General features: G+C 67.4%; 19 protein-coding genes and 1 riboswitch. Of the genes, 12 read left to right on the top strand and 7 right to left on the bottom strand.

Annotation, left to right across the window (positions count from 1 at the left end; all coding sequences use genetic code 11):
* Nucleotides 1-99 precede the first annotated feature (99 nt).
* The 5 genes from AC1DIN_RS16090 to AC1DIN_RS16070 form a co-directional block, all read right to left on the bottom strand.
* The gene (locus AC1DIN_RS16090) at nt 100-855 is read right to left on the bottom strand and encodes an SDR family NAD(P)-dependent oxidoreductase (protein WP_476810510.1); all 756 of its coding nucleotides are present in this window, start codon (nt 853-855) and stop codon (nt 100-102) included.
* Complete coding sequence (locus AC1DIN_RS16085; protein ID WP_476810509.1) at nt 828-1865, bottom strand: ketopantoate reductase family protein; 1038 nt, start codon at nt 1863-1865, stop codon at nt 828-830. The genes AC1DIN_RS16090 and AC1DIN_RS16085 overlap by 28 nt, the downstream gene beginning before the upstream one ends.
* A 10-nt stretch (nt 1866-1875) precedes the next feature.
* A complete protein-coding gene (locus AC1DIN_RS16080) occupies nt 1876-2823 on the bottom strand; it encodes an isoaspartyl peptidase/L-asparaginase family protein (RefSeq protein ID WP_476810508.1) in 948 nt (315 codons plus the stop codon).
* Between the two features lie 145 nt (nt 2824-2968).
* Entirely contained in the window at nt 2969-4561 is a 1593-nt protein-coding gene (locus AC1DIN_RS16075; RefSeq protein ID WP_476810507.1) for an ABC transporter substrate-binding protein, read from the bottom strand.
* Nucleotides 4562-4563: 2 nt separating this feature from the next.
* Entirely contained in the window at nt 4564-5109 is a 546-nt protein-coding gene (locus AC1DIN_RS16070; RefSeq protein WP_476810506.1) for a MarR family winged helix-turn-helix transcriptional regulator, read from the bottom strand.
* A 127-nt stretch (nt 5110-5236) separates the two neighbouring features.
* Between AC1DIN_RS16070 and AC1DIN_RS16065 the strand changes: the two genes are divergently transcribed.
* The 10 genes from AC1DIN_RS16065 to AC1DIN_RS16020 all read left to right on the top strand — a co-directional run bounded on the left by AC1DIN_RS16065 (nt 5237) and on the right by AC1DIN_RS16020 (nt 17814).
* Nucleotides 5237-5938 carry a creatininase family protein gene (locus AC1DIN_RS16065; protein ID WP_476810505.1) on the top strand — a complete coding sequence of 234 codons (702 nt, stop codon included), beginning with the start codon at nt 5237-5239 and terminating at the stop codon, nt 5936-5938.
* Between the two features lie 148 nt (nt 5939-6086).
* A complete protein-coding gene (locus AC1DIN_RS16060; RefSeq protein WP_476810504.1) occupies nt 6087-7061 on the top strand; it encodes an ABC transporter permease in 975 nt (324 codons plus the stop codon).
* Nucleotides 7058-7936: an ABC transporter permease gene (locus AC1DIN_RS16055; RefSeq protein WP_476810503.1), complete on the top strand. Its 879-nt coding sequence runs from the start codon at nt 7058-7060 to the stop codon at nt 7934-7936. Before AC1DIN_RS16060 ends, AC1DIN_RS16055 begins: the two co-directional genes overlap by 4 nt.
* A gap of 163 nt (nt 7937-8099) precedes the next feature.
* Nucleotides 8100-9803, top strand: a complete 1704-nt coding sequence (locus tag AC1DIN_RS16050) for a dipeptide ABC transporter ATP-binding protein (protein ID WP_476810502.1) — start codon at nt 8100-8102, stop codon at nt 9801-9803.
* A 141-nt stretch (nt 9804-9944) separates the two neighbouring features.
* On the top strand, nt 9945-10844 hold the full coding sequence (locus AC1DIN_RS16045) for a polysaccharide deacetylase family protein (protein WP_476810501.1): 900 nt from the start codon (nt 9945-9947) through the stop codon (nt 10842-10844).
* A 1275-nt stretch (nt 10845-12119) separates the two neighbouring features.
* Nucleotides 12120-13193 (top strand): OmpA family protein, encoded by a 1074-nt coding sequence (locus AC1DIN_RS16040; protein ID WP_441472132.1) that lies wholly within the window; start codon nt 12120-12122, stop codon nt 13191-13193.
* A 395-nt stretch (nt 13194-13588) separates the two neighbouring features.
* Nucleotides 13589-13831, top strand: a complete 243-nt coding sequence (locus AC1DIN_RS16035; RefSeq protein ID WP_476810500.1) for a hypothetical protein — start codon at nt 13589-13591, stop codon at nt 13829-13831.
* Between the two features lie 69 nt (nt 13832-13900).
* Nucleotides 13901-14005: riboswitch (TPP riboswitch) on the top strand.
* Between the two features lie 79 nt (nt 14006-14084).
* Nucleotides 14085-15962: a phosphomethylpyrimidine synthase ThiC gene (gene thiC / locus AC1DIN_RS16030; protein WP_441472135.1), complete on the top strand. Its 1878-nt coding sequence runs from the start codon at nt 14085-14087 to the stop codon at nt 15960-15962.
* 5 nt (nt 15963-15967) lie between these two features.
* Nucleotides 15968-16711, top strand: a complete 744-nt coding sequence (locus tag AC1DIN_RS16025) for a hydroxyethylthiazole kinase (protein ID WP_476810499.1) — start codon at nt 15968-15970, stop codon at nt 16709-16711.
* Between the two features lie 104 nt (nt 16712-16815).
* Nucleotides 16816-17814: a SphA family protein gene (locus tag AC1DIN_RS16020; protein WP_476810498.1), complete on the top strand. Its 999-nt coding sequence runs from the start codon at nt 16816-16818 to the stop codon at nt 17812-17814.
* 105 nt (nt 17815-17919) lie between these two features.
* Here AC1DIN_RS16020 and AC1DIN_RS16015 read toward each other — a convergent pair whose 3' ends face one another.
* Nucleotides 17920-19020, bottom strand: a complete 1101-nt coding sequence (locus AC1DIN_RS16015) for a linear amide C-N hydrolase (RefSeq protein ID WP_476810497.1) — start codon at nt 19018-19020, stop codon at nt 17920-17922.
* Nucleotides 19021-19190: 170 nt separating this feature from the next.
* Nucleotides 19191-20069 carry a hypothetical protein gene (locus tag AC1DIN_RS16010; protein WP_476810496.1) on the bottom strand — a complete coding sequence of 293 codons (879 nt, stop codon included), beginning with the start codon at nt 20067-20069 and terminating at the stop codon, nt 19191-19193.
* A 319-nt stretch (nt 20070-20388) separates the two neighbouring features.
* Between AC1DIN_RS16010 and dnaK the strand changes: the two genes are divergently transcribed.
* Nucleotides 20389-22308 (top strand): molecular chaperone DnaK, encoded by a 1920-nt coding sequence (gene dnaK, locus AC1DIN_RS16005; protein ID WP_441472140.1) that lies wholly within the window; start codon nt 20389-20391, stop codon nt 22306-22308.
* A 153-nt stretch (nt 22309-22461) separates the two neighbouring features.
* Complete coding sequence (dnaJ, locus tag AC1DIN_RS16000) at nt 22462-23595, top strand: molecular chaperone DnaJ (protein WP_476810495.1); 1134 nt, start codon at nt 22462-22464, stop codon at nt 23593-23595.
* Nucleotides 23596-23633 lie beyond the last annotated feature (38 nt).

The raw sequence follows: 23633 nt of genomic DNA, 5'->3' as shown, positions 1-23633 counted from the left end.
GCTCGACCCGAGAATCTCACGCAGAACAAGGCGCTGGAGCCTCCTCCGGGACGAGATGCTCGGGTCAAGCCCGAGCATGACGGCGCGCTCCAGCCGCCTCTATGACCGTCCGCCATCCACCGAGAGCACCTGCCCGCTGATCCAGCCTGCCTGTTCGCTCAGGAAGAACAGCGTGGCGTTGGCGATATCCTGGGGCGTGCCGAGGCGGCGGGTGTGGATGCTTTCGACGAGGCGCTTCTGCCCTTCCGGCCCATAGCTCTGCCACTGCCGCTCGGTTGCGGGGTTTGAGCGCACGAAGCCCGGCGCCACCGAGTTCACCGTGATGCCACGCGGGCCGAATTCCCAGGCGAGCTGCTTCGTCAGCCCGACGAGTGCGTGCTTGGCGCTGGCATAGGCCTGGATGCCGGTGAGGCTAGGCCGCAATCCTGCGCCAGACGAGATCGTGACGATCCGGCCGTAGGCGCTTTGCTTCATCGCGGGCGCTGCCGCCTGCGCGAGGAAGAAGGCGGCATCGACATTGGCCGCGAAGATCACCCGCCAGTCTTCTTCTGAAATCTCCTCGATCGGTCTGCCGACCTGTCCGCGCACGCCGCCGGCGGCATGGACGAGGAGTTCGAGCCGGCCTTCCATCGCCACGATGTCGCGCACCAGCGCCTGCGCGGCCTCGGGCGTGCCGAGATCGACCCCGTGGCCCGTCGCGCCGATTTCCCGCGCCGCCGCCTGCACGCCGCCGGTATCGATGTCGGCAAGGTGGACGCGGGCGCCGGCCTCGGCCAGCGCGGCCGCGATCGCGCGGCCGATTCCCTGGGCCGCGCCGGTGACGAGGGCTACCCGCCCGTCGAAACGGATCTGCATCGGTCGACCAGTACCTTCAGCGTTTCGAAGACCATCGGACGGCGGCCTTCCTCGATGTCGTGGATCAGCGAGACCAGCGTCTCGAGTGCCGGCGTCGCGACGCCGACCTCGCGGCCAACAGTCGCGATGATGCCGATCTGCGGGTCGACCTCGGTCTTGCGCTTGCGCACCGCGAGATCGCGCCAGATGCCGGAATGGGTCTTGGCCGTCTGCGATGTGTAATGGGCGAGCCAGCGAATGGTCTCGATCTGCGGCCCCTCGGGGCGGCCTGGCGCGAAGACCATCGGGTCGAACTCCCCGAAGCCGAGCGAGGTCACCCCGCGCTTCGCAGCAACCGCGCCGACCTCGCGCCCGAGCGCGAGCCAGACCGGCAGGCGTCCGGGATCGGCGAAATTCGCCGACATCGAATCGTCGGTCAGTGCCGTGGCGAACAGCATCGCGCCATAGGCGAGCTTGCCCCAGAGATAGCCGAAGATGTTGTCGGTCAGGATCGCATCGGGCTCGAACAGCTTCATCAGCCGATGCATCTCGGACGCGCGTTCGCTGATCGACCCGTCGAGCTCGCCGACAACCGTCGCGCCGCGGTTGCCGTAGAGAATCTCGCCCGGCCCGAGCCAGTCGGCGCCGAAATTGACGAAGCAGCCCATGGTGCGCCGTTCGCCGACTGCCTTGGCGATGGCGAGCTCGTTGAGCCCGTTCTGCGCGGAGAGCACGAAGCCGTCCTCGGCCAGATGCGGCTTGAGCGCTGCCAGCGCCGCTTCGGTCGCGCCTGCCTTCACGGCGAGGACGATGCGGCTGTAGCGGCCGCCGAGCTCGGCCGGGGTCACGGCGGGCACCGCCTGCGTGAATTCCTCGACCGGACCGGTGATGGCGAGCCCGCGCGTGCGGCAGGCCTCGACATGCTCGGCGACGATATCGACCAGCAGCACCGGCACGCCCGCCCGCGCCCAATAGGCGCCGAGCGTGCCGCCGATGGCCCCTGCGCCCCAGATCAGGATCGGCTCGCTCATCCCTGCAGCCTCACGCCTGGCCGGCCATTTCGACGGTTCCGTGGGTGGCGACATGCATCAACCCGTCCGGCGTCACCCAGCCGCGATACATGCCGTCGGTGTTGAAGGGCGCGACGACCGTGCCATCCGCGCCGACGGCCACCAGGCCGGCACCGATCCTGTGCTCGGAGAGCTCCGCCATGACGGCCTGCGTCGCGGCCTCCAGCGAAAGGCCCTTATAGGCGATCAGCGATGCGATCTCGTGGCCGACGCAGTAGCGAATGAAATACTCGCCCTTGCCGGTGCCGGAGACGGCGCAGCGTCCGTCGCGGGCATAGGTGCCGGCGCCGATGATCGGAGTGTCGCCGACGCGGCCGGCCGGCTTGTTGGTGTAGCCGCCGGTCGAGGTTGCTGCGGCGAGGTGGCCTTGCGCGTCGCAGGCCACGGCGCCGACCGTGCCGTGCTTCTCGGCCTCGCTCGCCTCGGCGGCCGTGCCGACGATCTCGCGGATCTTCATCGAGGCCAGGCTCTTGCGCCGGCGCTCGGTCGAGAAATGCTCGTTGGCGACGGTGTCGATCCCCTCATGCTCGGCGAAGGCGTCGGCGGCGGGCCCGGCGAGCAGCAGCGGGTCGCCGCGCAGCATCAGCGCCTTTGCGGCGGTGATCGGGTTGCGGATGCGTTGGGCCGCGCAGATCGCGCCGGCCGCAAGCGTCGATCCGTCCATGATCGAGGCGTCGAGCTCATGCTCCCCATCGGTGTTGAAGGCGGCGCCATGGCCGGCGTTGAAATGCGGGGAGTCCTCCATCACCCGCACCGCGGCCTCGACCGCATCGACGGCGGGGCCGCCCTTGCTCAGGATCCTCCAGCCGGCCCTGAGCGCAGCGGCGAGGTCGGCGCGGGCCTGCGCCCATTCGGCTTCGGTCATCTCGGCCTTGGGCAACGTGCCGCAGCCGCCATGGATGGCAAGCGCGAGGGTCATGTTCGTATTCCGATCAGTCGTCGTTTCGAGGAGTCGCCCGTCATGCTCGCCCTTGTGGCGAGCATCCACGTCTTGAACACGACCCTCGCCCAGCGAAGACGTGGATGGTCGGGACAAGCCCGACCATGACGCGAAGGTGGTCGCGTTACTTCTTGGCGGGCTTGATGTCCATCGCAAGCGTGTCCTCGTCGACGCGCGGGCTGATCGTCACCTTGTCCTTCTGCATCGCCCAGGCCGAGCCGACGGCGGTGATCGGCAGGCGCGGCCGGTCCTTGGCGACGATGGCCGAGACATCGGCCAGCATCTGGTTGCGCTTGGCCTCGTCCATCTCGACAGCAGCGTCCTCGATCAGCTTGTCGACCTGAGGATTCGCGTAGTTCTGGACATTGAAGGCGCCGAGCTTCTTGGCCGGGTCGTTCGAATGCACCAGTGAGGACAGCGTGTAGTTGGCCTCGCCCGTCAGCGTGCCCCAGCCCGACATCGACATCGAGAAGTCGCCGCGCAGGCGGGCCGGGAAGAACACGGCGCCCGGCTGGGCGTTGGCGTTCACCTCGACGCCGATGCGCGCCAGCATCTGGGCGATCGAGGTGCCGACCTGCCGGTCGCCGGGCAGGCGGTCATTGGTGAAGGAGAAGGTGATCTTGAAGCCGCTGGGATAGCCGGCCTCCTCCATCAGCTTCTTGGCCTTGGCGATGTCGGGCTTGAGCGCCGGCAGGCTCTTGTTGAAGCCGGCGATGGTCGGCGTCACCAACTGGTTGGCCGGCGAACCGAGGCCTTCCATCGCGATCTCGGCCAGCGCCGGCCGGTCGATGGCAAGGTCGATCGCCTCGCGCACCCTGACGTCCTGCAGCGGGTTCTTCGGCAGCGGCGAGCCGTCCTTGGCGCTGATCTGCGGGGACTTGTCCCGCATGTCGAGCTCCATGTTGAAGAGATAGACGCTTTCGACCGTCGCGACGTTGAGCTTAGCATCGCGCTTCAGCGTCGGCACGTCGGAGGCCGGGGCGCGCACGATAATGTCGACCTGCCCGGCCTTGAGCTGCGCGACGCGGGCGGCGTCGTTCGGCAGCTCCTTGCGCACGACCTTGGCCCAGGGCTCCTTCGGGCCCCAGTAGCCATCGAAGCGATCCAGCACCATCTGGTCCTTCGGCGTCCAGGAGAGGAACTTGTAGGGGCCGGTGCCAACAGCCGCCTTGCCGGAGTTGAAGGCCTCGTTGGCATTGTCCTTGGTCAGGCCCGCGGCGGCCTTGTGCGAGACGATGAACAGCCGGATGAAGTCGTTCGGCAGGTTCGGAGCCGGCCCGTCCGTGACGATGTGAACCGTCAGCGGGTCGACGATCTTCACCTCCTTGACCCGCCGGACATAGATCGTCGTCGGGTTCGGTCCGGCCACGACCGGGATGCGCTCGATCGAGAACTTCACATCCTCGGCGGTGAAGTCGGAGCCATCATGGAATTTGACGCCGGGGCGCAGCTTGAACTCCCAGACTGTCGGCTCGAGCGTCTTCCAGCTCAGGGCGAGCCGCGGCTCGATCTGCAGCTTGTCGCCGGACCAGGTCAGCGTGTCGAAGACATGCTTTAGCGCCTCGGCATGCGTGCCGGTGGCGGTGAAGTGCGGATCGATCGACTCAGGGCCGGCACGCACGCCGATCGTCAGGGTCTGGGCCAGTGCGCCGGTCGAGACGGTGGTGGCGAGTAGCGCGGCAAAGGCCGCGAGGCGGAAGGTCCGGGCCGGTTTCATGATTAGTTCCCCTCGTGTTCGAGTTCGTTGGGCCAGGTGGGCGAGGCGATGACGAGCTTGTCGAGCAGCGCGCAGAGCTGCTGCTGCTCGTCTTCGCTGAGGCGAGAGAGCATCATGTTCTGGTGCTGCACCATCTGCGGCATGGTCTCGTTGAAGATCTTGCGGCCGGCCGCCGTCAGGTGCAGCACGTAGCTGCGCAGATCGTCGGGGTCGGTCTCGCGCTTGAGCAGGCGCCTCTGCAGCAGCTTCTGCACTGCGCGCGACAGCGTGTTCTTCGGCAGCCCCGACGAGGCGACGATGTTCTTGGCAGCGACGCCCTCGCGCAGCCCCACGGCATACAGCGCAACGAATTCCGGGCGCACCAGGCCGTATCGGGTCTCGATCCAGCGATAGACCGGATCGTTGAAGCGGAAGGCAAGGAAGTTCAGCCGGAAGGACAGCCAGCAGGGATTGTCCCAGAGTTTGGTGACGGTCAGCGGATCGAGCGCGCCAAACGCGGCCTCGCGTTCCGGGTCAACGCGCGAAAGAGAGGTAGGCGAGCGCCGCATGGCAGTGTCTCCCTGCCGTTTAGTTCCAAATGGAACTTGACGCTCCGGAATGCCAGAGTCAAGGATGGTTTGGGCAGGGACTGACCGAACTGTCTACCGCCTGTGAAAGCAAAGCAAGGATTGCGCCGTGCTGGTCGCCGAGATGAACTGGATGCAGATCGAAGCCCAGGCGAAGCGGGACGACCGCTGCGTCCTGCCGCTCGGCAGCGTCGAGCAGCACGCCTATCTCAGCCTGGCGACCGACGTGATCCTGTCCGAACGGGTGGCGAAGGAGGCGGCCGAGCCGCTCGGCATCCCCGTTTTCCCCGTGCTGGCCTATGGCATGACCCCGGGCTTCCTCGATTTTCCGGGCAGCATCTCGCTGAAGCTCAGCACCTATGCGGCGCTGCTGGGAGACATCTTCGACGGCTTCTATCGCTCTGGCTTCCGGCGGATCGTGCTGGTCAACGGCCATGGCGGCAATTCGCCCGCGCTGAACTTCGCCACCGAATGGCTCGATCGCCACCCGGATGCGAGCATCAGGTTGCACAATTGGTGGGCGGCGCCGCAATTCCAGGCGGCGGTGAAGGCTATCGACCCGGCGGCGTCGCACGCCTCCTGGATGGAGAACTTCCCCTGGACGCGGCTCGCGGGCGTCTCGATGCCCGACACGCTGAAGCAGCCCTTCATTGCCGCCCAATACCAGGCCGCCAGTCCCGCGAGGCGACGCGAAATCATCGGCGACGGCAACTTCCACGGCCTTTATCAGCGGCCGGACGAGGACATGCTGAAGGTCTGGCGGGTGGGCGTCGAGGAGACGCGTGCGGCGATGGTGGAGAACTGGCCGTGAGGCCGACTTCCCTCAGCCCTCATCCTGAGGAGCCGCGGAGCGGCGTCTCGAAGGATGTTCCAGGGGGCGTCACTATCGCGAGCCGGACCAAGCCTGCGGCGCTCCGCAGGATGAGGGCTGGACAGAGCGGCAGGGACCGCCGAGACGCATGCTAGGCCACGTCGCCGTCCGGCTGGTGCAGGCGCTCGTCGTCATGCTCGTGATGTCGGTGCTGGTCTTCGTCGGCGTCTATGCGATCGGCAATCCGATCGACGTGCTGATCGGTCCCGATGTCAGCCAGGAGCTCAGGCTCCAGACCATCGCCCATTACGGGCTCGACCGGCCGCTCTGGGAGCAATACCTCACCTTTCTCGGGCGCGTGCTGCACGGCGATTTCGGCCGTTCCTTCGTCTTCGGCATGCCGGTGATGCAGCTCATCCTCTCGCGCCTGCCGGCGACCCTGGAACTGACGCTGGCCGCGGTCTGCGGCGCGGCGCTGATCGGCATCCCCGCGGGAATCTACGCCGGCTACAAGCCCGATGGCCTCGCCTCGAAGCTGATCATGACGGTCTCGATCCTCGGTTTCTCCGTGCCGACCTTCTGGATCGGCCTCGTGCTGATCATGGCCTTCGCCGTCGAACTCCAATGGCTGCCGGCGGGCGGGCGCGGCGAGACGGTTTCCGTGTTCGGCGTCGAGTGGAGCTTCCTGACGCTGAATGGGCTCAACCACTTGCTGCTCCCGGCACTAAACCTCGCCTTCTTCAAGCTCGCGCTGATGACGCGCCTTGCCCGTGCCGGCACGCGCGAGGCCATGCTGTCGGACACGGTGAAGTTCGCCCGCGCCGCCGGCCTCTCCGAATGGACCGTGCTGCGCCGGCACGTGCTGAGGCTGATCGCGATTCCGCTGGTGACCGTCTTCGGCCTGGAGTTCGGCTCGACGCTCGCCTTTGCCGTCGTCACCGAGACGATCTTCTCCTGGCCCGGCATCGGCAAGCTGATCATCGACTCCATCCAGTCGCTCGATCGGCCGGTGATGGTCGCCTATCTCATGCTCGTCGCCTTCGTCTTCATCACCATCAACTTCCTCGTCGACCTCGCTTATGTCGGGCTCGATCCCAGGCTGAGGAAAGGAGGCGCCAGATGAAGGACGCCTCTCCCGCCGCCCGCTTCTGGGCCGAATTCCGCGAGAGCAGGACAGCGGTCGCGGCGCTCGTCGTGGTCGTGCTGATGATCGGCATCGCGCTGCTGGCGCCGCTCGTCGCTCCTCAGGACCCCTACGACCTCGCCAAACTGTCGCTGTCGGATGCGCGCCGTCCGCCGGGCTATGTCGGTGAAGGTGGCTATACCCATTGGCTCGGCACCGACGCGCAGGGCCGCGATCTGCTGTCAGCCATCCTCTACGGCTTGCGCATCTCGCTGCAGATGGGGCTCGTCGCCGGTGCGCTGGCCTTCGTCCTCGGCGTTTCGCTCGGCATTGGCGCCGCCTATGTCGGCGGCCGCTGGGAAGCCTTCATTATGCGCGTCATCGATCTCCAGCTCGCCTTCCCGGCGATCCTCCTGGCGCTCGTGCTCTCGGCGTTGCTGGGCCAGGGCAAGATGCAGCTCATCGCCGCGCTCGCTGCCGCGCAATACGCCTATTTCGCGCGCACCGCCCATGGCGCCGCCTCGGCCGAGCGCGGCAAGGACTATGTCGAGGCGGTGCTGTCGACGCCGCTGCCCGGCTGGCGCGTGGTCTTGCGCCACATCTTCCCGAACTGCCTGCCGCCGCTGATCGTGGTCGCGACGGTGCAGGTGGCGAATGCCATCGCGCTGGAAGCGACGCTCTCCTTCCTCGGCGTCGGCCTGCCGGTCACCGAGCCCTCGCTCGGCATGCTCATAGCAAACGGCTTCCAGTACATGCTCTCGGGCCGCTACTGGATCTCGATCTATCCGGGCATCGCGTTGATCGTGCTGATCGTCGCGATCAACCTCGTCGGCGACCGCATCCGCGATCAGGTCAATCCGAGGCTGAAGCGATGAGCGGCCCTCCTGGATATGCGAGCCCTCATCCTGAGGAGCCGCGCAGCGGCGTCTCGAAGGATGCTTCAGGGGGCGCTTTCGCCGCGAGCTGGACCATCCTTGGAGACGCGCCTGCGGCGTGCTTCAGGATGAGGGCTGAGGGATACCGGTGGAGGGGGCAGTCATGACCGAAGTCCCGCTCCTTCAGGTCACGAATCTCGCAACGCATTTTCACGCCCGCAGCGGCGTGGTGAAGGCGGTCGACGGCGTCTCCTTCGCGCTGAAGCGCGGCGAGGTGATGGGGCTCGTCGGCGAGTCCGGGTCGGGCAAGAGCATCACCGGCTTCTCGATCATCGGGTTGATCGACCCGCCCGGCCGCGTCGAAAGCGGTTCGTCGGTGAAGCTGGAGGGCCGCGAACTCGTCGTTTTGTCTCCGTCCGACTTGCGCAAGATCCGCGGCAAGCAGATCTCGATGGTCTTCCAGGACCCGATGATGACGCTGAACCCGATGCTGACCATCGGAACGCAAATCCGATTGGCTCTGGAAGCGCATGAGACGGTCCCGGGCGCCGAGGCGCGCCGCCGCGCCGTCGCGGCATTGGCGCAGGTCCGCATTCCCGATCCCGAGGGCAAGGTCGATTTCTACCCGCACCAGTTCTCCGGCGGCATGCGCCAACGCGTCGCCATCGCCATTGCCCTGCTGCACCGGCCGAAGCTGATCATCTGCGACGAGCCGACGACCGCGCTCGACGTCTCCGTGCAGGCCGAGATCCTCGCGGAAATGAAGGAGCTGGTCGCGGAGCTCGGCACGGCGCTGATCTGGATCAGCCACGACCTCGCCGTCGTTGCCGAGCTTGCCGACCATGTCTGCGTCATGCGCCATGGCAAGATCGTCGAGGCCGGGCCGACGCTCGATGTTCTGACCCATCCGCAGCACCCTTATACGCGGGGGCTGCTCGACGCGCTGCCGTCCCGCTCCGAGCCTGGCCAATTGCTGGCCGGAGGCGCCGGCTCCGATGTAGCGCCGCCGCCGCGCGCCGCAAGGCAGGCCCCGCCCGCTGTTGTCGATGCCGTGCATTACGTCCGCATCGAGCATGTCGCCAAGCGCTTCGCCCAGACGCCGGGCCTGTTCCGCAAGCTCGCCCAGAAGGCCGGCTTGTCGAAGGCTGCGGCAGTGGTGCAAGCGGTCGACGACGTCACGCTGGTGCTGAAGCGCGGCGAGGCGCTCGGCCTTGTCGGCGAATCCGGCTCCGGCAAGTCGACGCTCGGCCGCGTGGCCGCCGGCATCTATGCCCCGGATAGCGGCCTCGTCCGCATCGGCGGCGCGCCGGTGATGAGCGCGGGCGAGAATCCCCATAAGGTCACGACGCGGGTCCAGACCATCTTCCAGGACCCTTTCGCCTCGCTGAACCCGCGCATGACGGTGGGCGACAGCATTGCCGAAGGGCCGCTGGCGCATGGGCTCGTCAAGAGCGGCGAAGCGAAGGACTACGTCCGGCAATGGCTGGCGGCCGTCGGGCTCGATCCGAACGTCGCCGGCCGCTACCCGCATCAGTTCTCGGGCGGCCAGCGCCAGCGTGTCGCCATCGCGCGGGCGCTCGCGATGCAGCCGGATGTCGTCGTCTGCGACGAGCCGGTCGCCTCGCTCGACGTCTCCATTCAGGCTCAGATCATCAATCTGCTGATCCGCCTGCGGCAGGAACTGGACCTGACGCTGATCTTCATCTCGCACGACCTCTCGGTCGTCCGCCATCTCTGCGACCGCGTCGCGATTATGTATCGCGGCAAGATCGTCGAGAGCGGCCCGGCCGGCGCGGTCTACGACCACCCGCAGCACGACTACACCAAGCGCCTGCTCGCCGCCGTGCCGGTGCTGCCGGTGGCTTGAGGATGATTACCCCGTCATTGCGAGGAGCGAAGCGACGAGGCAATCCAGGGCCGGCAGGGCTGAACCGTTCAACCCAGTCCTCCCGGAATGCTTCGCCGTGCTCGCAATGACCGGGCGCGTTTCGACAGAGAGGAAAAGGCAATGACCGAATCCGAACTCCTGCCCTGGCAATGGCCGGAAGAGGTCTGGCGCGGCAAGGTCGAGCGCGTCCGCGCCGGCCGCAATCTCAAGCCTGCCAGGTGGAAGAACGGCGCCCGTTGCGCGATCGCGTTCTCCTTCGACGTCGATCATGAGACCAACGAGCTACGCGACGGCGGCAAGTCGGTCGGCCGCCTGTCCTGGGGGCAGTATGGCAACCGTGTCGGCGTGCCGCGCATCCTGGAGCTTTTGAAGAAGCAGGACATCCCGGCGAGCTTTTTCGTGCCGGCCGTTACGGCGCTGCTCTATCCCGACGAACAGCGCCGCATCGTCGGCGAGGGTCACGAGATCGGCCTTCACGGCTGGATCCACGAGGTCAACACGGCCGTCCCCCCGGCCGACGAGCGTGAACTGCATCTGCGCTCGGCCGATACGCTGGAGAAGATCACCGGCGTCCGGCCGGTCGGCATGCGCACCCCGTCCTGGGATTTCTCCGAGGTGACGCTCTCAGTCGAACGCGAACTCGGCCTTCTCTACGATTCCTCGCTGTTCGCCGATGACGACCCCTATGAGATCGTCGAGAAGGGCGAGGCGACCGGCATGGTCGAGCTGCCGGTCGAATGGATTCGCGACGACGCGGTCTATTTCAACATGAACCGCTTCCAGGCGCTCCGGCCCTATACGCCGCCGGAGGCGGTATTCGACATATTCCGACGCGAGTTCGAGGGGGCTTATGCCGATGGCGGGCTCTTCCTGCTGACGATGCATCCGCATGTCATCACCTATCGCTCGCGCCTCTGGATCCTCGAGGAGCTGATCCGGCTCGCCAAGGCGAAGGGCGATTGCTGGTTTGCGACCCATGCCGAGATCGCGGCCTATGTGAAGGCCGAAGCCGGGCTCTGACCCGTCCGATCGGAACCGCTGCCCGATTCTCGCCGTTTTCGCTTCATCGCGGGTTCAGGCCCTGGCCGGCCTGATACCCACGCGTTGAAACGAACAACGGGAATTGCAATGCGCACGAAACGCTGGTTGCTGGTCGGGACCGTCCTGCCCGCCCTCGTCATTTCGCAGGCCGGGCAAGCCTTTGCCGAAGCCGGATACCGGCTGGCCCAGGCCCCCGCAGCCGGCGACGAGGAACCGGGACGGGGACCACGTCAGCGGCCGCAGGAGCAGCATCGTCCGCCCGGCGGGCAGCCGGGCCAGCGCGGCCCGGAGCGGCCCGCGGCTCCGGGCGCTCCCCAGGCCCCGCGCCCGCCGCAAATGCAGCCCGCCCCGGCTGTTCCCCGGCCGCAGCCTCCCGCGATGCCCGCGCCGCAACCGCGCGCCGAACCGCCTGCTGCGCGTCCGCAGCCGGAGCGTCCGCCGGTGCCGCGCGAGGCGCCTCCCGCTATGCGCCCCGCCCCGAACATGGCGCCGGCACCAGCACAGCCGCCCGCGGCCCGGCCGACACCGCCGCGTCCGCCGGCGGAGCCCGCCATGCCGACACCGCCGCGCGCCGCACCTCAGCCGCCTGCGCCGCCCGCTGCCGCGCCCGGAGCGCAACCCGGCCTGCGCCCGCAGGCCGCTCCGCCGCCGGCTCCGGCCCAGCCCGGCTCGCCGCCTTCGGTCGTGCCGCGCGGCGGCCCGGCTGTTCCGCCCTCCGCTGCTCCGCCTCAAGCGCGTCCTCCGGCGGCTGCACCGCAGCCGGGTGTGGCTCCCTCGGCTCCCGCAGGGCAGCCTCGCCCGCCCGGGGCGCCACCTTCCGCTGCTCCCGGCACATCGGTTCAGCCCGGCGCCGGCGCGCCACCCTCCGTGGTTCCGCGCGGAGGGCCGGCCGTCCCGCCGTCGGCCGCTCCGTTCCAGCGCCCGCCGGGCGCAGCGCCGCAGCCTGGCACGGCTCCCACGGTCCCGGCCGGGCAGCCGCGCCCGGCGACGCCGCCTGCTGTTGCTCCCGGCGTTCCGGCTCAGCCGGGCGCCGCAGTTCCGGTACCGCCGGCCGGCGCAGCTCCGGCGCAGCCGCTGCGCCCTGCAACGCCTCCGGCCGCGGCTCCCGTCGTCCCAGCTCCGGCGCAACCCGGCGCTGCCTCTCCGCCTTCGCCCCCGCCCCCGGCCACGCCGCCTGCAGGAGCGGTGCCCGCTCAGCCCGGTCGCCCCGCTCCGGGCGCGCCTCCCGCCGCGGTTCCTGGCGCCTCGGCGCCGGTGCAACCCGGTGTCGCACCGACCCAGCCCGGCATGGCGCCGGCGCAGCCGCCGGCCGGCGGCGTCTTCCCCACTCAGCCGCCACAGCGCGAAGGCCGTCGCGGCGGAATCTCGCCGGGTGTGGCCGGGGCGATCGGTCTCGGGGTCGGCGCTATCGGCGGCATCATGGCCGTTCAGGGAGCGCAACGCTTCGACGATATCCGGGCGCGGCGTGAGGAACGGCGCGAGGGTGATGTCACCGTCATCCGCGAGCCTGGCCGCACCATCATCCGCGACGACGACGGGCGCGCCATCATCCGCCGCGACGAGGACCAGCGTTTCCGCGATCTCGGCTGGCAAGGCCGCTCCGAGCGCCGCGACGGCGAGATGCGGACCGTGTTCGAGCGTCCCGATGGCACGCGTATCGTCACCGTCACCGATGAGGAGGGCCGCCTGATCCGCCGTATCCGCATCGATCGCGACGACCGCGAGGTGGTGATCATCGACAACACCTTGCGTGACCGTCCCGGACGCTTCGCCGATGATGTCGTCGTGCTGCCGCCGCCGCCGCTGCCGATCCCGCGCGAGCGCTATATCGTCGATGCCGATCAGGCCGACGAGGCACTGATCTACGAGACGATCATGGCGCCGCCGATCGCCGCGATCCCGCGTCGCTACACGCTCGACGAGGTCCGCTACTCGCCGGATCTTCGTGCCCGCATGCGCAGCGTCGATATCGATACGATCAACTTCGACACCGGTTCCTGGCAGGTTTCGCCGGACCAGGGCCAGCGTCTGGCCGTGATCGCGGATTCGGTCCGGCGGGCCCTGCAGAGCTCGCCCAACGAGGTCTTCCTCGTCGAGGGGCATACCGATGCCGTCGGCTCCGATGTCGACAATCTCTCGCTCTCGGATCGCCGGGCCCAGTCGGTCGCCGAGATCCTGACGCGCGACTTCCAGATCCCGCCTGAAAACCTGACCACCCAGGGCTATGGCGAGCAGTATCTGAAGGTTCAGACCCAGGACGCCGCGCGCGAGAATCGGCGCGTGACGCTGCGGCGCATCACGCCGCTGCTGACCGGTCAGAACCGCTGATCCCGCACGGGGCTGCTCCATGGGCAGCCCCGTTCTTTGCGGCGCGCGAGGAACCCCCGCACGCCCACGGCGGTTCCTCTTCCGGAGGGAGAGCCGATGGGAGATGCAGCCATGAAGATGTCCGCTCTGGCGATGGCAGGCCTGATGCTCGCGGGTTACTTCGCGCCGTTTCCGGCATCGGCTCAGAATGCTCCTCCTGCGGTGAAACAGCGTGCTCCTGGCGTGCCGGTGAGGCCACGTGCAGATGAGACCGTTCGGCCGCCGCCCGGCGAACGGGCCGCCCCGCCGCKCGCCGACAGGCGCGAACCGCGCGATGACGGAGCACAGGCTGGCCCGCCGCAGCCCGGTCGCGATCTGCCGATGCCGCGTGCGGTGCCGTCGATCATCAGGCCCTGATGCCGTTCAGGATTTGGCAAGGCGGGCGCATTAGCGTCGCCGGCATGAGCGACGCCGTCTCCCTTGCCCGCAGCATCGTCACGATGCAGGCCGCCTCGACGCAGCAGGCGCTGTCCGCCGAGATGATCAAACAGAACGCGCAGGCCGATCAGAGCCTCGTCACCATGCTCCAGCAGAGCGTCGACCAGAGCAAGGCGATGCTCCCGGCCGGGCAGGGCGCCCTTGTCGACCGCTCCGCCTGAAGAATTCCCGCCTTCTGATCGTCTGCCGCATCACCCGTTGCCAAGCGGCCTCGCTGCGCCTAACCTCCGTACCGTTCCGAGGGGTGCCCGCAAGGGCTGAGATGGCTTCCGAAGCCGAACCCGTCGAACCTGATCCGGGTCATACCGGCGGAGGGACTGGAACGCGATCGCAGGGCGCAAAGCCTTGCCCGCAGACAGCGACTGAACCGCTTCGACGCCGGATCTCCTGACCTGTACCAAGGAGGAGATCCCCATGAATGCCCATATCAAACCCCAGAAGAACAGCGTCAAAACCGCGCCGCAAAGCGTGACGACCGGCCCGATCATCGGCTCGCGCAAGATTTATGTCGCAGCCCCCGAACATCCCGAAATGCGCGTGCCGTTCCGCGAGGTCGTGCTGACCACCGATGCCGAGCCGCCGGTGCGCATCTATGATCCCTCCGGCCCCTATACCGAGACCGAGGCGAAAATCGACCTCAACGCCGGGCTGACGCAGCCGCGCCGGGCCTGGCTCGATGCCCGCGGCTTCCAGACCGTGCCCGGCCGGGCCGTCACCGCTGCCGACAACGGCCATATCAGCGAAGCGCAGCTCGTGCCCGCCTGCCCGGCGCAGCGCCCGATCCTCGAGGCGAAGCCGGGCCAGATGACGACGCAGTACGAGTTCGCGAAGGCGGGCATCATCACGCCCGAGATGATCTATGTCGCCCATCGCGAGAATCTCGGTCGTGCCGCCATGCTGGAAGGCGCGCGGGAGCGGCATGCCGATGGCGAGAGCTTCGGTGCCAGCGTGCCGGAATTCGTAACGCCCGAATTCGTCCGCGACGAGATCGCCCGCGGGCGCGCGATCATCCCGGCCAACATCAACCACCCCGAGCTGGAGCCGATGGCGATCGGCCGCAACTTCCTGGTCAAGATCAACGCCAATATCGGCAACTCCGCCGTCACCTCCGGCGCGGCCGAGGAGGTCGAGAAGCTGGTCTGGGCGATCCGCTGGGGCGCCGACACGGTGATGGACCTCTCCACCGGCCGCAACATCCACAACATCCGCTCCTGGATCCTGCGCAATTCGCCGGTGCCGATCGGCACGGTGCCGATCTACCAGGCGCTGGAGAAGGTCGGCGGCGATCCGATCAAGCTCGATTGGGAGGTGTTCAAGGACACGCTGATCGAGCAGGCCGAGCAGGGTGTCGACTATTTCACCATCCATGCCGGCGTGCGGCTTCCTTACGTCCCGCTGACCGCCAACCGCGTCACCGGCATCGTCTCGCGCGGCGGCTCGATCATGGCGCGCTGGTGCCTGGCGCATCACCGCGAGAGCTTCCTCTACGAGCGCTTCGACGAGATCTGCGAGATCATGCGCAAATATGACGTCTCGTTCTCGCTCGGCGACGGCCTGCGCCCCGGCTCGATCGCCGACGCCAACGACCGGGCTCAGTTCGCAGAACTCGAGACGCTCGGCGAGCTGACCAAGGTCGCCTGGGACAAGGGCTGCCAGGTGATGATCGAGGGCCCCGGCCATGTGCCGATGCACAAGATCAAGGAGAACATGGACAAGCAGCTGCGCGAATGCGGCGAGGCGCCGTTCTACACGCTCGGACCGCTGACCACCGACATCGCGCCGGGCTATGACCACATCACCTCCGGCATCGGGGCTGCGATGATCGGCTGGTATGGCTGCGCCATGCTCTGCTACGTCACGCCGAAGGAGCATCTCGGGCTGCCGAACCGCGACGACGTCAAGACCGGCGTCATCACCTATCGGATCGCGGCCCATGCCGCCGACCTCGCCAAGGGCCATCCGGCGGCGAAGATCCGAGACGACGCGGTCTCCCGCGCCCGTTTCGACTTTCGCTGGGAGGACCAGTTCAACCTCGCGCTCGACCCCGACACGGCGCGGGAATTCCACGACGAGACCCTGCCGAAGGACGCCCACAAGGTCGCCCATTTCTGCTCGATGTGCGGGCCGAAATTCTGCTCGATGAAGATCACGCAGGATCTGCGCGCCGAGGTGCAGGCGATGGGTGAGAACGAACGCAAGGCACTGGAGGCTTTGGCCGACGAAGGCATGGCCGCCAAGTCGAAGGAATTCCTCGACAAGGGCGGCAGCATCTATCTACCTGCGGCCGAATGAGCGGCATGAACAACAGCCTCGACGCGGCCCAGGTCGCGTCGATCCTCGCGCGGGTGGCCGAGCGCCGCCCGCGCGTCCATTGCCTGACCAATACGGTGGCGCAGAACGTTACCGCCAACATGCTGCTCGCCTTCGGAGCCGTGCCCTCGATGGCTGGTCATCCCGAGGAGGTTGCGGCTGTTGCAGCCGGCGCCGGCGCGATCCTGGTCAATCTCGGCACGATCAGTCCGGAGGGCGAGCGCGCCATCCCGAAGCTCCTTGCTGCGGCGCGGGACGGCGGCATCCCGCTCGTGCTCGACCCTGTCTTCGTCGAGCTGTCGCCGCTCCGGTTGAAGCTGGCCGGGGAGGTGTTGCGGCTGCCGGGCGTCGTCGTGCGCGGCAATGCGGTCGAGATGGCGGCGTTGGCCGGGCTGCTTGAACAGTCCTCCGGGGTCACGCGCGCGACGACAGGGGCTGTCGACATGATCGACGGGCCTTCCGGCAAGCTCTCTGTTGCCTTCGGGCATCCGCTGATGAGCCGCGTGACCGGGCTCGGCTGTGCTTCGAGCGCGCTGGCCGCAGCCTGTCTTGCGGTCGAACCAGACCCGGTGATCGCGGCCGGAGCCGCGCTGACGGCCTATGGCATTGCGGGCGAAATCGCGGCCGAGCGCTGCCATGGCCCAGGCAGCTTCGCGGTCGAGCTGATCGATGCGGTTGCGACGCTGGATGAGCGATCGCTGCAAGCCCGAATGGCGCGCGCCCGACGCTAGTGGGACAAGGCCGATTGGGGATTCACCGCCGCCCGCAAGCGCTCTAGGCTCGCCCAGCTGATTCGCCCGGCTGGCGGCGACCGCGCCGGGGGGCGATAGACGACATGATGACTAACCAAGCCTGCGAATCGCGCCGGCCAGTCCGGTTCGGCGTGATGGCGCTCGGCCTTGTTGCCGGTGTTTTCGGGGCTCAGGGAGATGCGCGCGCGGCCGAGAACGGCACGGGCTTCTACCTGCTTGGCGGTCGCGGCCCGATGGCGGGTTACCTGYCGCCGCCCGGGGTCTATTTCGAGAGTGATACCTATAGCTACGACGCGAAGCTCGATGCCCGGAAGTCCCTGCCTTCCGGCGGCCGCTTCGTCGCCGATGTGCGCAGCCAGGCACGGGCCGATTTCCTGAGCGGCACGTGGGTGACTCCCTGGGAGATCGCCGGCGGCAATCTCGCGTTTGGAGCCACCCTGCCTGTCGGCCGCGTCAGGGTCGGGGCCGGTGTCGAATACGATTCGCCACGAACGAACCGCCTGATCGGCTCCAATGTGCGCGACAATGCGACGATGGTCGGCGATCCCGTGTTCTCGACGATGCTCGGCTGGCATGCCGGCAAGTTCCATTGGAACGCGACCGTCATGGTGAACGCACCGGCGGGCGAGTACCGCAACGGCGAACTCGCCAATCTTGCCTTCCACCGCTGGGCAACGGACCTGTCCGGTGCCCTCACCTGGTTCGATCCGGAAACCGGTGTCGATCTGTCGGGTGTCGCCGGCGTGACGTTCAACGGCACCAATCCGGCCACGGACTACCGGACGGGCACCGAGTTCCACCTAGAATGGGCCGCCTCGAAGGCGTTGACCAGCGCGCTTTCCGCCGGCGTGATCGGCTATCACTATCAGCAGGTCACCGGCGATAGCGGGTCCGGCGCACAGCTCGGTCCCTACAAGGGGCGCGTGACGGCGCTGGGCGGCACGCTCGCCTACAATTTCACGGTCGGAAAGACGCCGATATCGACCCGCATCAAGGTCCTGCGCGAGTTTGCCGTCGAGAACCGCGCGCGCGGAACCGTCGGCCTGCTTACGGTCTCGCTGCCGCTGACGGTCTCGCCCTGACGACGGGGCCGATCGGGCGCGGGCTTGGCCCATCGGGCCGGTCGGTTGATGATCCAGGGAAGAGCCGCCCCCGATCTCACGGAGTGAGCGGGGGCGGCTTTGGGCTTACGGCTTCGCGAATTGAAGCGCCGGAGGCACCGGGTTCGGTTTGAACGGTGCAACCTGAAGTGCCTTGGCGTCGAGGTCGAAGCTGGTCAGGTCGACCATGCGCAGGACCTGATCCTGATAGCTCTTGATGTAGTACTTCTTGGCCCGCAGATCTGCGACCGAGGTCCACTGCGTATACTCGAGCTCTCCGCCCTTCGCCGCCGAGTTGATGAAGCCGACGGGGATGTCGAAGTTGTTCATGATGTGCTCGACGAGACGCACCGCCTGCGGACCATCGGGAGCCTGCTTCGCCGAGGCGACGTAGCCGAGCGCGCGGATGAAGCGCGACGGCGGCGTCGGATCACCGGGGATGCCGAGCAGTCCGGACCCCTGTCCGAAGGGTTCGAACGTCTTGCCGCCGATCTTGAGCGGATCGGCCGAGACCGGCGAAATCTTGACGTAGTTGCGGATGTTGTTGAGGTGCCAGTCGAAGGTGGGAGAATTCGTCAGCACGCCGAGCGGATTGTCATAGACTTTCAGCTTGCCGTCCACGGGCTCGATCACGATCGAGGCGCCTGTCGCATCGTGAATCGGGAAGTGGAACGGTAGCGTGAAATTCACGATCGGCGCCGGAAGGTCGACGATCACGGCCTTGTTGAGGGCTTCCTTGACCTCCGCGACCGTGGCGAAGTTCGACAGGACCCAGCTCAGGAATTCCCAGGGCGCGAGCGCGGTGTTCGGATCGGCTTGCGCCACCGGCGTGTAGCCCACGAAGTCCGGGAAATACAGGGCACCGCCGGCGAGCCCCTTCTCGTTCATGCCGTCGGAGACGAAAGGCTGGCCGAAGCTCATCACGCCGACGAAAGCATAACGCGTGTTCCACTTGGGGGCCGGCATGTTGGCGGGACGGGTCCCGACGAAGGCATAGTTCCGCGGGACCACGACGACGTCGGACGGTGTCTGGAGCGCATATTCGAGGGTGCGGCCGTAAACCGGCGTGCCGTCGGCGGCGATCATCAGAATGTTCGTGCAGGCCTGGGCCGGCGCGGCGCTGGCGAGCAGGCCGGCGAGCACGGCCGCCAGACCTTTCCTTGCAAATCCCCAATCAAAAAGGCGCATTCTATTCGGTCCCCCAAAAGCAGTGTGCTCCGGCTTGTAAGCGGCCAGTCCCGGAGCAATCGTAAAGATGCGCGCTGCCTTGTGCGGCCGGAGAGGAAGCCGGACAAGGTAGTGAACGCAGCCTTAATCGCAGGGGGCGCCGGGGGCCGCGGGAGAGGTCCGCCAGCCTTCTACTGCGTCGGCGTGAGCGAGAGCGGCGCGGGCTTTGGCGCCGGGCGCGGCTTCGGCTTGGCGGCAGGCTTGGGGTCGGCGCTGAGGCCGAGCCGGACGCGTAGCGCGGCGGCGCGCGCTTCCGTGATTCGTGCGGCACAGAAGCCCATCTGGCCCTCGCGCTGGAAATCGCGGCAGATGGTTTCGCGCTCGGAGGAGAATCCCGCCTGCTCGCGGGCGATCGAGCGCTGCTCGACGGCGTCCGATTTGGCCGTCAGGGTCCGGTAGCCCTCGCGGACGGCGCGCTCGGCGGCGCCGCGCGCCCGTTCGATCTCTTTCGCCTGCGCGGCGATCGTCCGCGCGTCCGGCCCCCACAGGCCACGCGGATCGATCCGGCATTGGGCTGCCTCGACGACGCAGGGTTCGCTCGGTTCCACCACGAGGACGGCGCCATCGAGCACATCGAAGACGATCGGGCAGATCGGCGCTTCCAGCCGGTAGCGCGGCACCCCGGCCGGGCGCCCGAGCGCCGTGACCGGGACGGGCGCATCGCCGAAGGAAACGGAGCAGGGCTCGACGAGATTGACAGGCTGGAAGCCGTCGAGGTCGAGCTTCATCCCGAAGCCGCTGGCGGTTTTCGTGAAAGTCGCCTCGCCGTGATGGCCGTTCCGGTGAAGGGGCCTGCCGAGGATTCCCTCCTCGGTCGGAATCTTGATCGCGGGCATGCTCGGCGGCCGCGGCGCGGCGGGCGTGCCCGGCTGCGAGGGGGCGCCCTGCTGCGTACCGGGAGCATTGAACGGCTGCGCGCCCGGCAATTGCAGGGGCTGCGCCTGCGCGAGCGCCGTCATCGCGGCTGAGATAGCCGCCAGAGAAAGGGCGATGCGCGTCGATCGGCTCATGGTGTCCATGCGCAAACGGAACGGCCTTCCTGCATGAAGGCAGGTGCGAGCGGGCGCAAGGGCCGCAAGGACACAGTCGCGGCGGAAAGCGCCGGTGCAGCCCAAAACCCCACAATCCCCGATTCTTAATCGGCTCGCCTGTCTTGCAAGGGTAGGAACACCCTCACTATATACGCCGCCAAGGGGCGGTTTAACCACCGTCAAACGTGGAATGCCGGTTCGTTCGCCGCTGAAGCGGGGGCGGCCCGGTCCATGGGCCGGCAGGCGGCGTGAATGCGTCGCAGGTCGGCGATCTGCTCAATCGAAAGGGATCCCATCCATGGGTAAAGTCATTGGTATCGACCTCGGCACGACCAACAGCTGCGTTGCAGTGATGGAAGGCTCGACGCCCAAGGTCATCGAGAATTCCGAGGGCGCGCGCACCACGCCCTCAATCGTCGCCATCACGGATGACGGCGAGCGCCTTGTCGGCCAGCCTGCGAAGCGCCAGGCCGTCACCAATCCGGAGCGCACTTTCTTCGCGATCAAGCGCCTCATCGGCCGCACCTACGACGACCCGATGACGCAGAAGGACCTCAAGCTGGTCCCCTACAAGATCACGAAGGCCTCGAACGGAGATGCCTGGGTGTCCGCCGACGGCAAGGATTATTCGCCGTCGCAGATCTCGGCCTTCACGCTGACCAAGATGAAGGAGACGGCGGAGGCCTATCTCGGCCAGCCCGTCACCCAGGCCGTCATCACGGTTCCCGCCTATTTCAACGACGCCCAGCGCCAGGCGACGAAGGATGCCGGCAAGATCGCCGGTCTCGAGGTGCTGCGCATCATCAACGAGCCGACGGCGGCAGCGCTCGCCTATGGCCTCGACAAGAAGCAGGCCGGCACCATCGCGGTCTATGACCTCGGCGGCGGCACCTTCGACGTCTCGATCCTCGAGATCGGCGATGGCGTCTTCGAGGTGAAGTCGACCAACGGCGACACCTTCCTCGGCGGCGAAGATTTCGACATGCGCCTGGTCGAGTACCTCGCGGACGAGTTCAAGCGCGAGCAGGGCATCGACCTGAAGAAGGACAAGCTCGCTCTCCAGCGCCTGAAGGAAGCGGCCGAGAAGGCCAAGATCGAACTGTCGAGCGCCTCGCAGACCGAGATCAACCTGCCCTACATCACGGCGGATGCCTCGGGTCCGAAGCACCTCGCCATCAAGCTTTCGCGCGCCAAGTTCGAGAGCCTGGTCGACGATCTGATCCAGCGCACCATCGAGCCCTGCAAGAAGGCGCTCAAGGATGCCGGCCTCTCGGCGGGCCAGATCGACGAGGTCGTCCTCGTCGGCGGCATGACCCGCATGCCGAAGGTGCAGGAGGTCGTGAAGCAGTTCTTCGGCAAGGAGCCGCACAAGGGCGTCAACCCTGACGAAGTCGTCGCCATCGGCGCTGCGATCCAGGCCGGCGTGCTGCAGGGCGACGTCAAGGACGTGCTGCTGCTCGACGTGACCCCGCTGTCGCTCGGCATCGAGACGCTTGGCGGTGTCTTTACGCGCCTGATCGACCGCAACACCACGATCCCGACCAAGAAGAGCCAGGTCTTCTCCACCGCCGAGGACAACCAGAACGCGGTGACGATCCGGGTCTTCCAGGGCGAGCGCGAGATGGCGGCCGACAACAAGCTGCTCGGCCAGTTCGACCTGATGGGCATTCCGCCGGCCCCGCGCGGCATGCCGCAGATCGAGGTGACCTTCGACATTGACGCCAACGGCATCGTTTCGGTGACGGCGAAGGACAAGGCCACCAACAAGGAGCAGCAGATCAAGATCCAGGCTTCGGGCGGCCTCAGCGAGGCCGACATCCAGAAGATGGTGAAGGACGCCGAGGCCAACGCGGCCGAGGACAAGAAGCGCCGCGAGCTGGTCGAGGCCAAGAACCAGGGCGAGAGCCTCGTTCACTCGACCGAGAAGTCGCTGAAGGACTATGGCGACAAGGTCACCGAGGCCGACAAGTCGGCGATCGAGACCGCGGTCGAGGCGCTGAAGACCGCGCTCACCGGCGAGGACGCCGAGGCCATCCAGGCTCGCACCAACGAGCTGATGCAGGCCTCCATGAAGCTCGGCGAGGCGATGTATGCCGCCAGCCAGGCCGAGACGAATGGCGCCGCGGCCGAAGGCGAAGCGGCGGCGGACGCCAAGAAGGACGACGTCATCGACGCCGACTTCAAGGACGTCTCGGACGACAAGAAGAAGAGCGCGTAACCCGCGCCCGCCTTCCTCGGGAACGTCATGGCCGGGCTTGACCCGGCCATCTCGTTACGAGAAGGCGTCGCGAAGAAGGAAGCGCCTTCCTGCCGGAGATGGCCGGGTCGAGCCCGGCCATGACGCATGGGAGGCGAAGGGGCTGTTCGATCGATGTCGAAGCGCGATTACTACGAGATCCTCGGCGTCAGCCGGACCGTGACCGAAGTCGAGCTCAAGGGCTCGTTCCGCAAGCTCGCGATGCAGCATCACCCGGACAAGAATCCCGGCGACAAGGAAGCCGAGATCAAGTTCAAGGAAATCAACGAGGCCTATCAGGTCCTCTCCGACGGCCAGAAGCGGGCCGCCTATGATCGCTTCGGCCATCAGGCCTTCGAGAATGGCGGCGGCGGCGCCGGCGGCAATGCCGATTTCTCCGACTTCATGTCGGATATCTTCGATTCCTTCTTCGGCGACGCCCGTCGTGGCGGTCCGCGCAGCGCCAATGGCCGCGAACGCGGCGCCGATCTGCGCTACAATCTCGAGATCGGGCTGGAAGAGGCCTTCACCGGCAAGAACGCCTCGATCCGCGTGCCGACCTCGGTTTCCTGCGAGGCCTGCTCGGGCACCGGCGCCAAGCCCGGCTCGAAGTCGCGGCAGTGCCCGACCTGCGGCGGCCATGGCCGCGTCCGCGCCAATCAGGGCTTCTTCTCGGTCGAGCGGACCTGCCCGACCTGCTCGGGCCGCGGCGAGATCATCGACGATCCCTGCAAGAACTGTCAGGGCGCCGGCCGCGTCACGCGCGAGCGGACGCTTTCGGTCAATATTCCGGCTGGTGTCGAGGACGGCACCCGCATCCGGCTTGCCGGCGAAGGCGAGGCTGGTCTGCGCGGCGGGCCCGCGGGCGATCTCTACATCTTCCTCTCGATCAAGCCGCACGCGATCTTCCAGCGCGACGGCGCGGACCTGTTCTGCCGCGTGCCGATCGGGCTGGTATCGGCGGCGCTCGGCGGCGAGATCGAGGTGCCGACGCTCTCGGGCGAGCAGGCGCGGGTGAAGATTCCCGAGGGCACGCAGACCGGCAAGCAGTTCCGCCTGAAGGCCAAGGGCATGAGCGTGCTGCGCTCGCGCGACGTTGGCGATCTCTACATCCAGGTCGTGGTGGAGACGCCGCAGAAGCTCACAGCGCGCCAGCGCGAGCTCCTGGAGGAGTTCGAGCGCGAGAGCTCGCACAATAACCACCCCGAGACGGCCGGCTTCTTCGGCCGGGTCAAGGATTTCCTGGGCGGGCTCGGCGGCACGGCCTGAGCCGCACGTAGGCAAACATGAAAAGGGCCGCCTTTCGG

It is taken from the genome of Allobosea sp. 05T438, from assembly GCF_056396025.1.
Note: the sequence above shows the minus strand (reverse complement) of the source record. Positions and strands in the feature narration are given on the sequence as shown.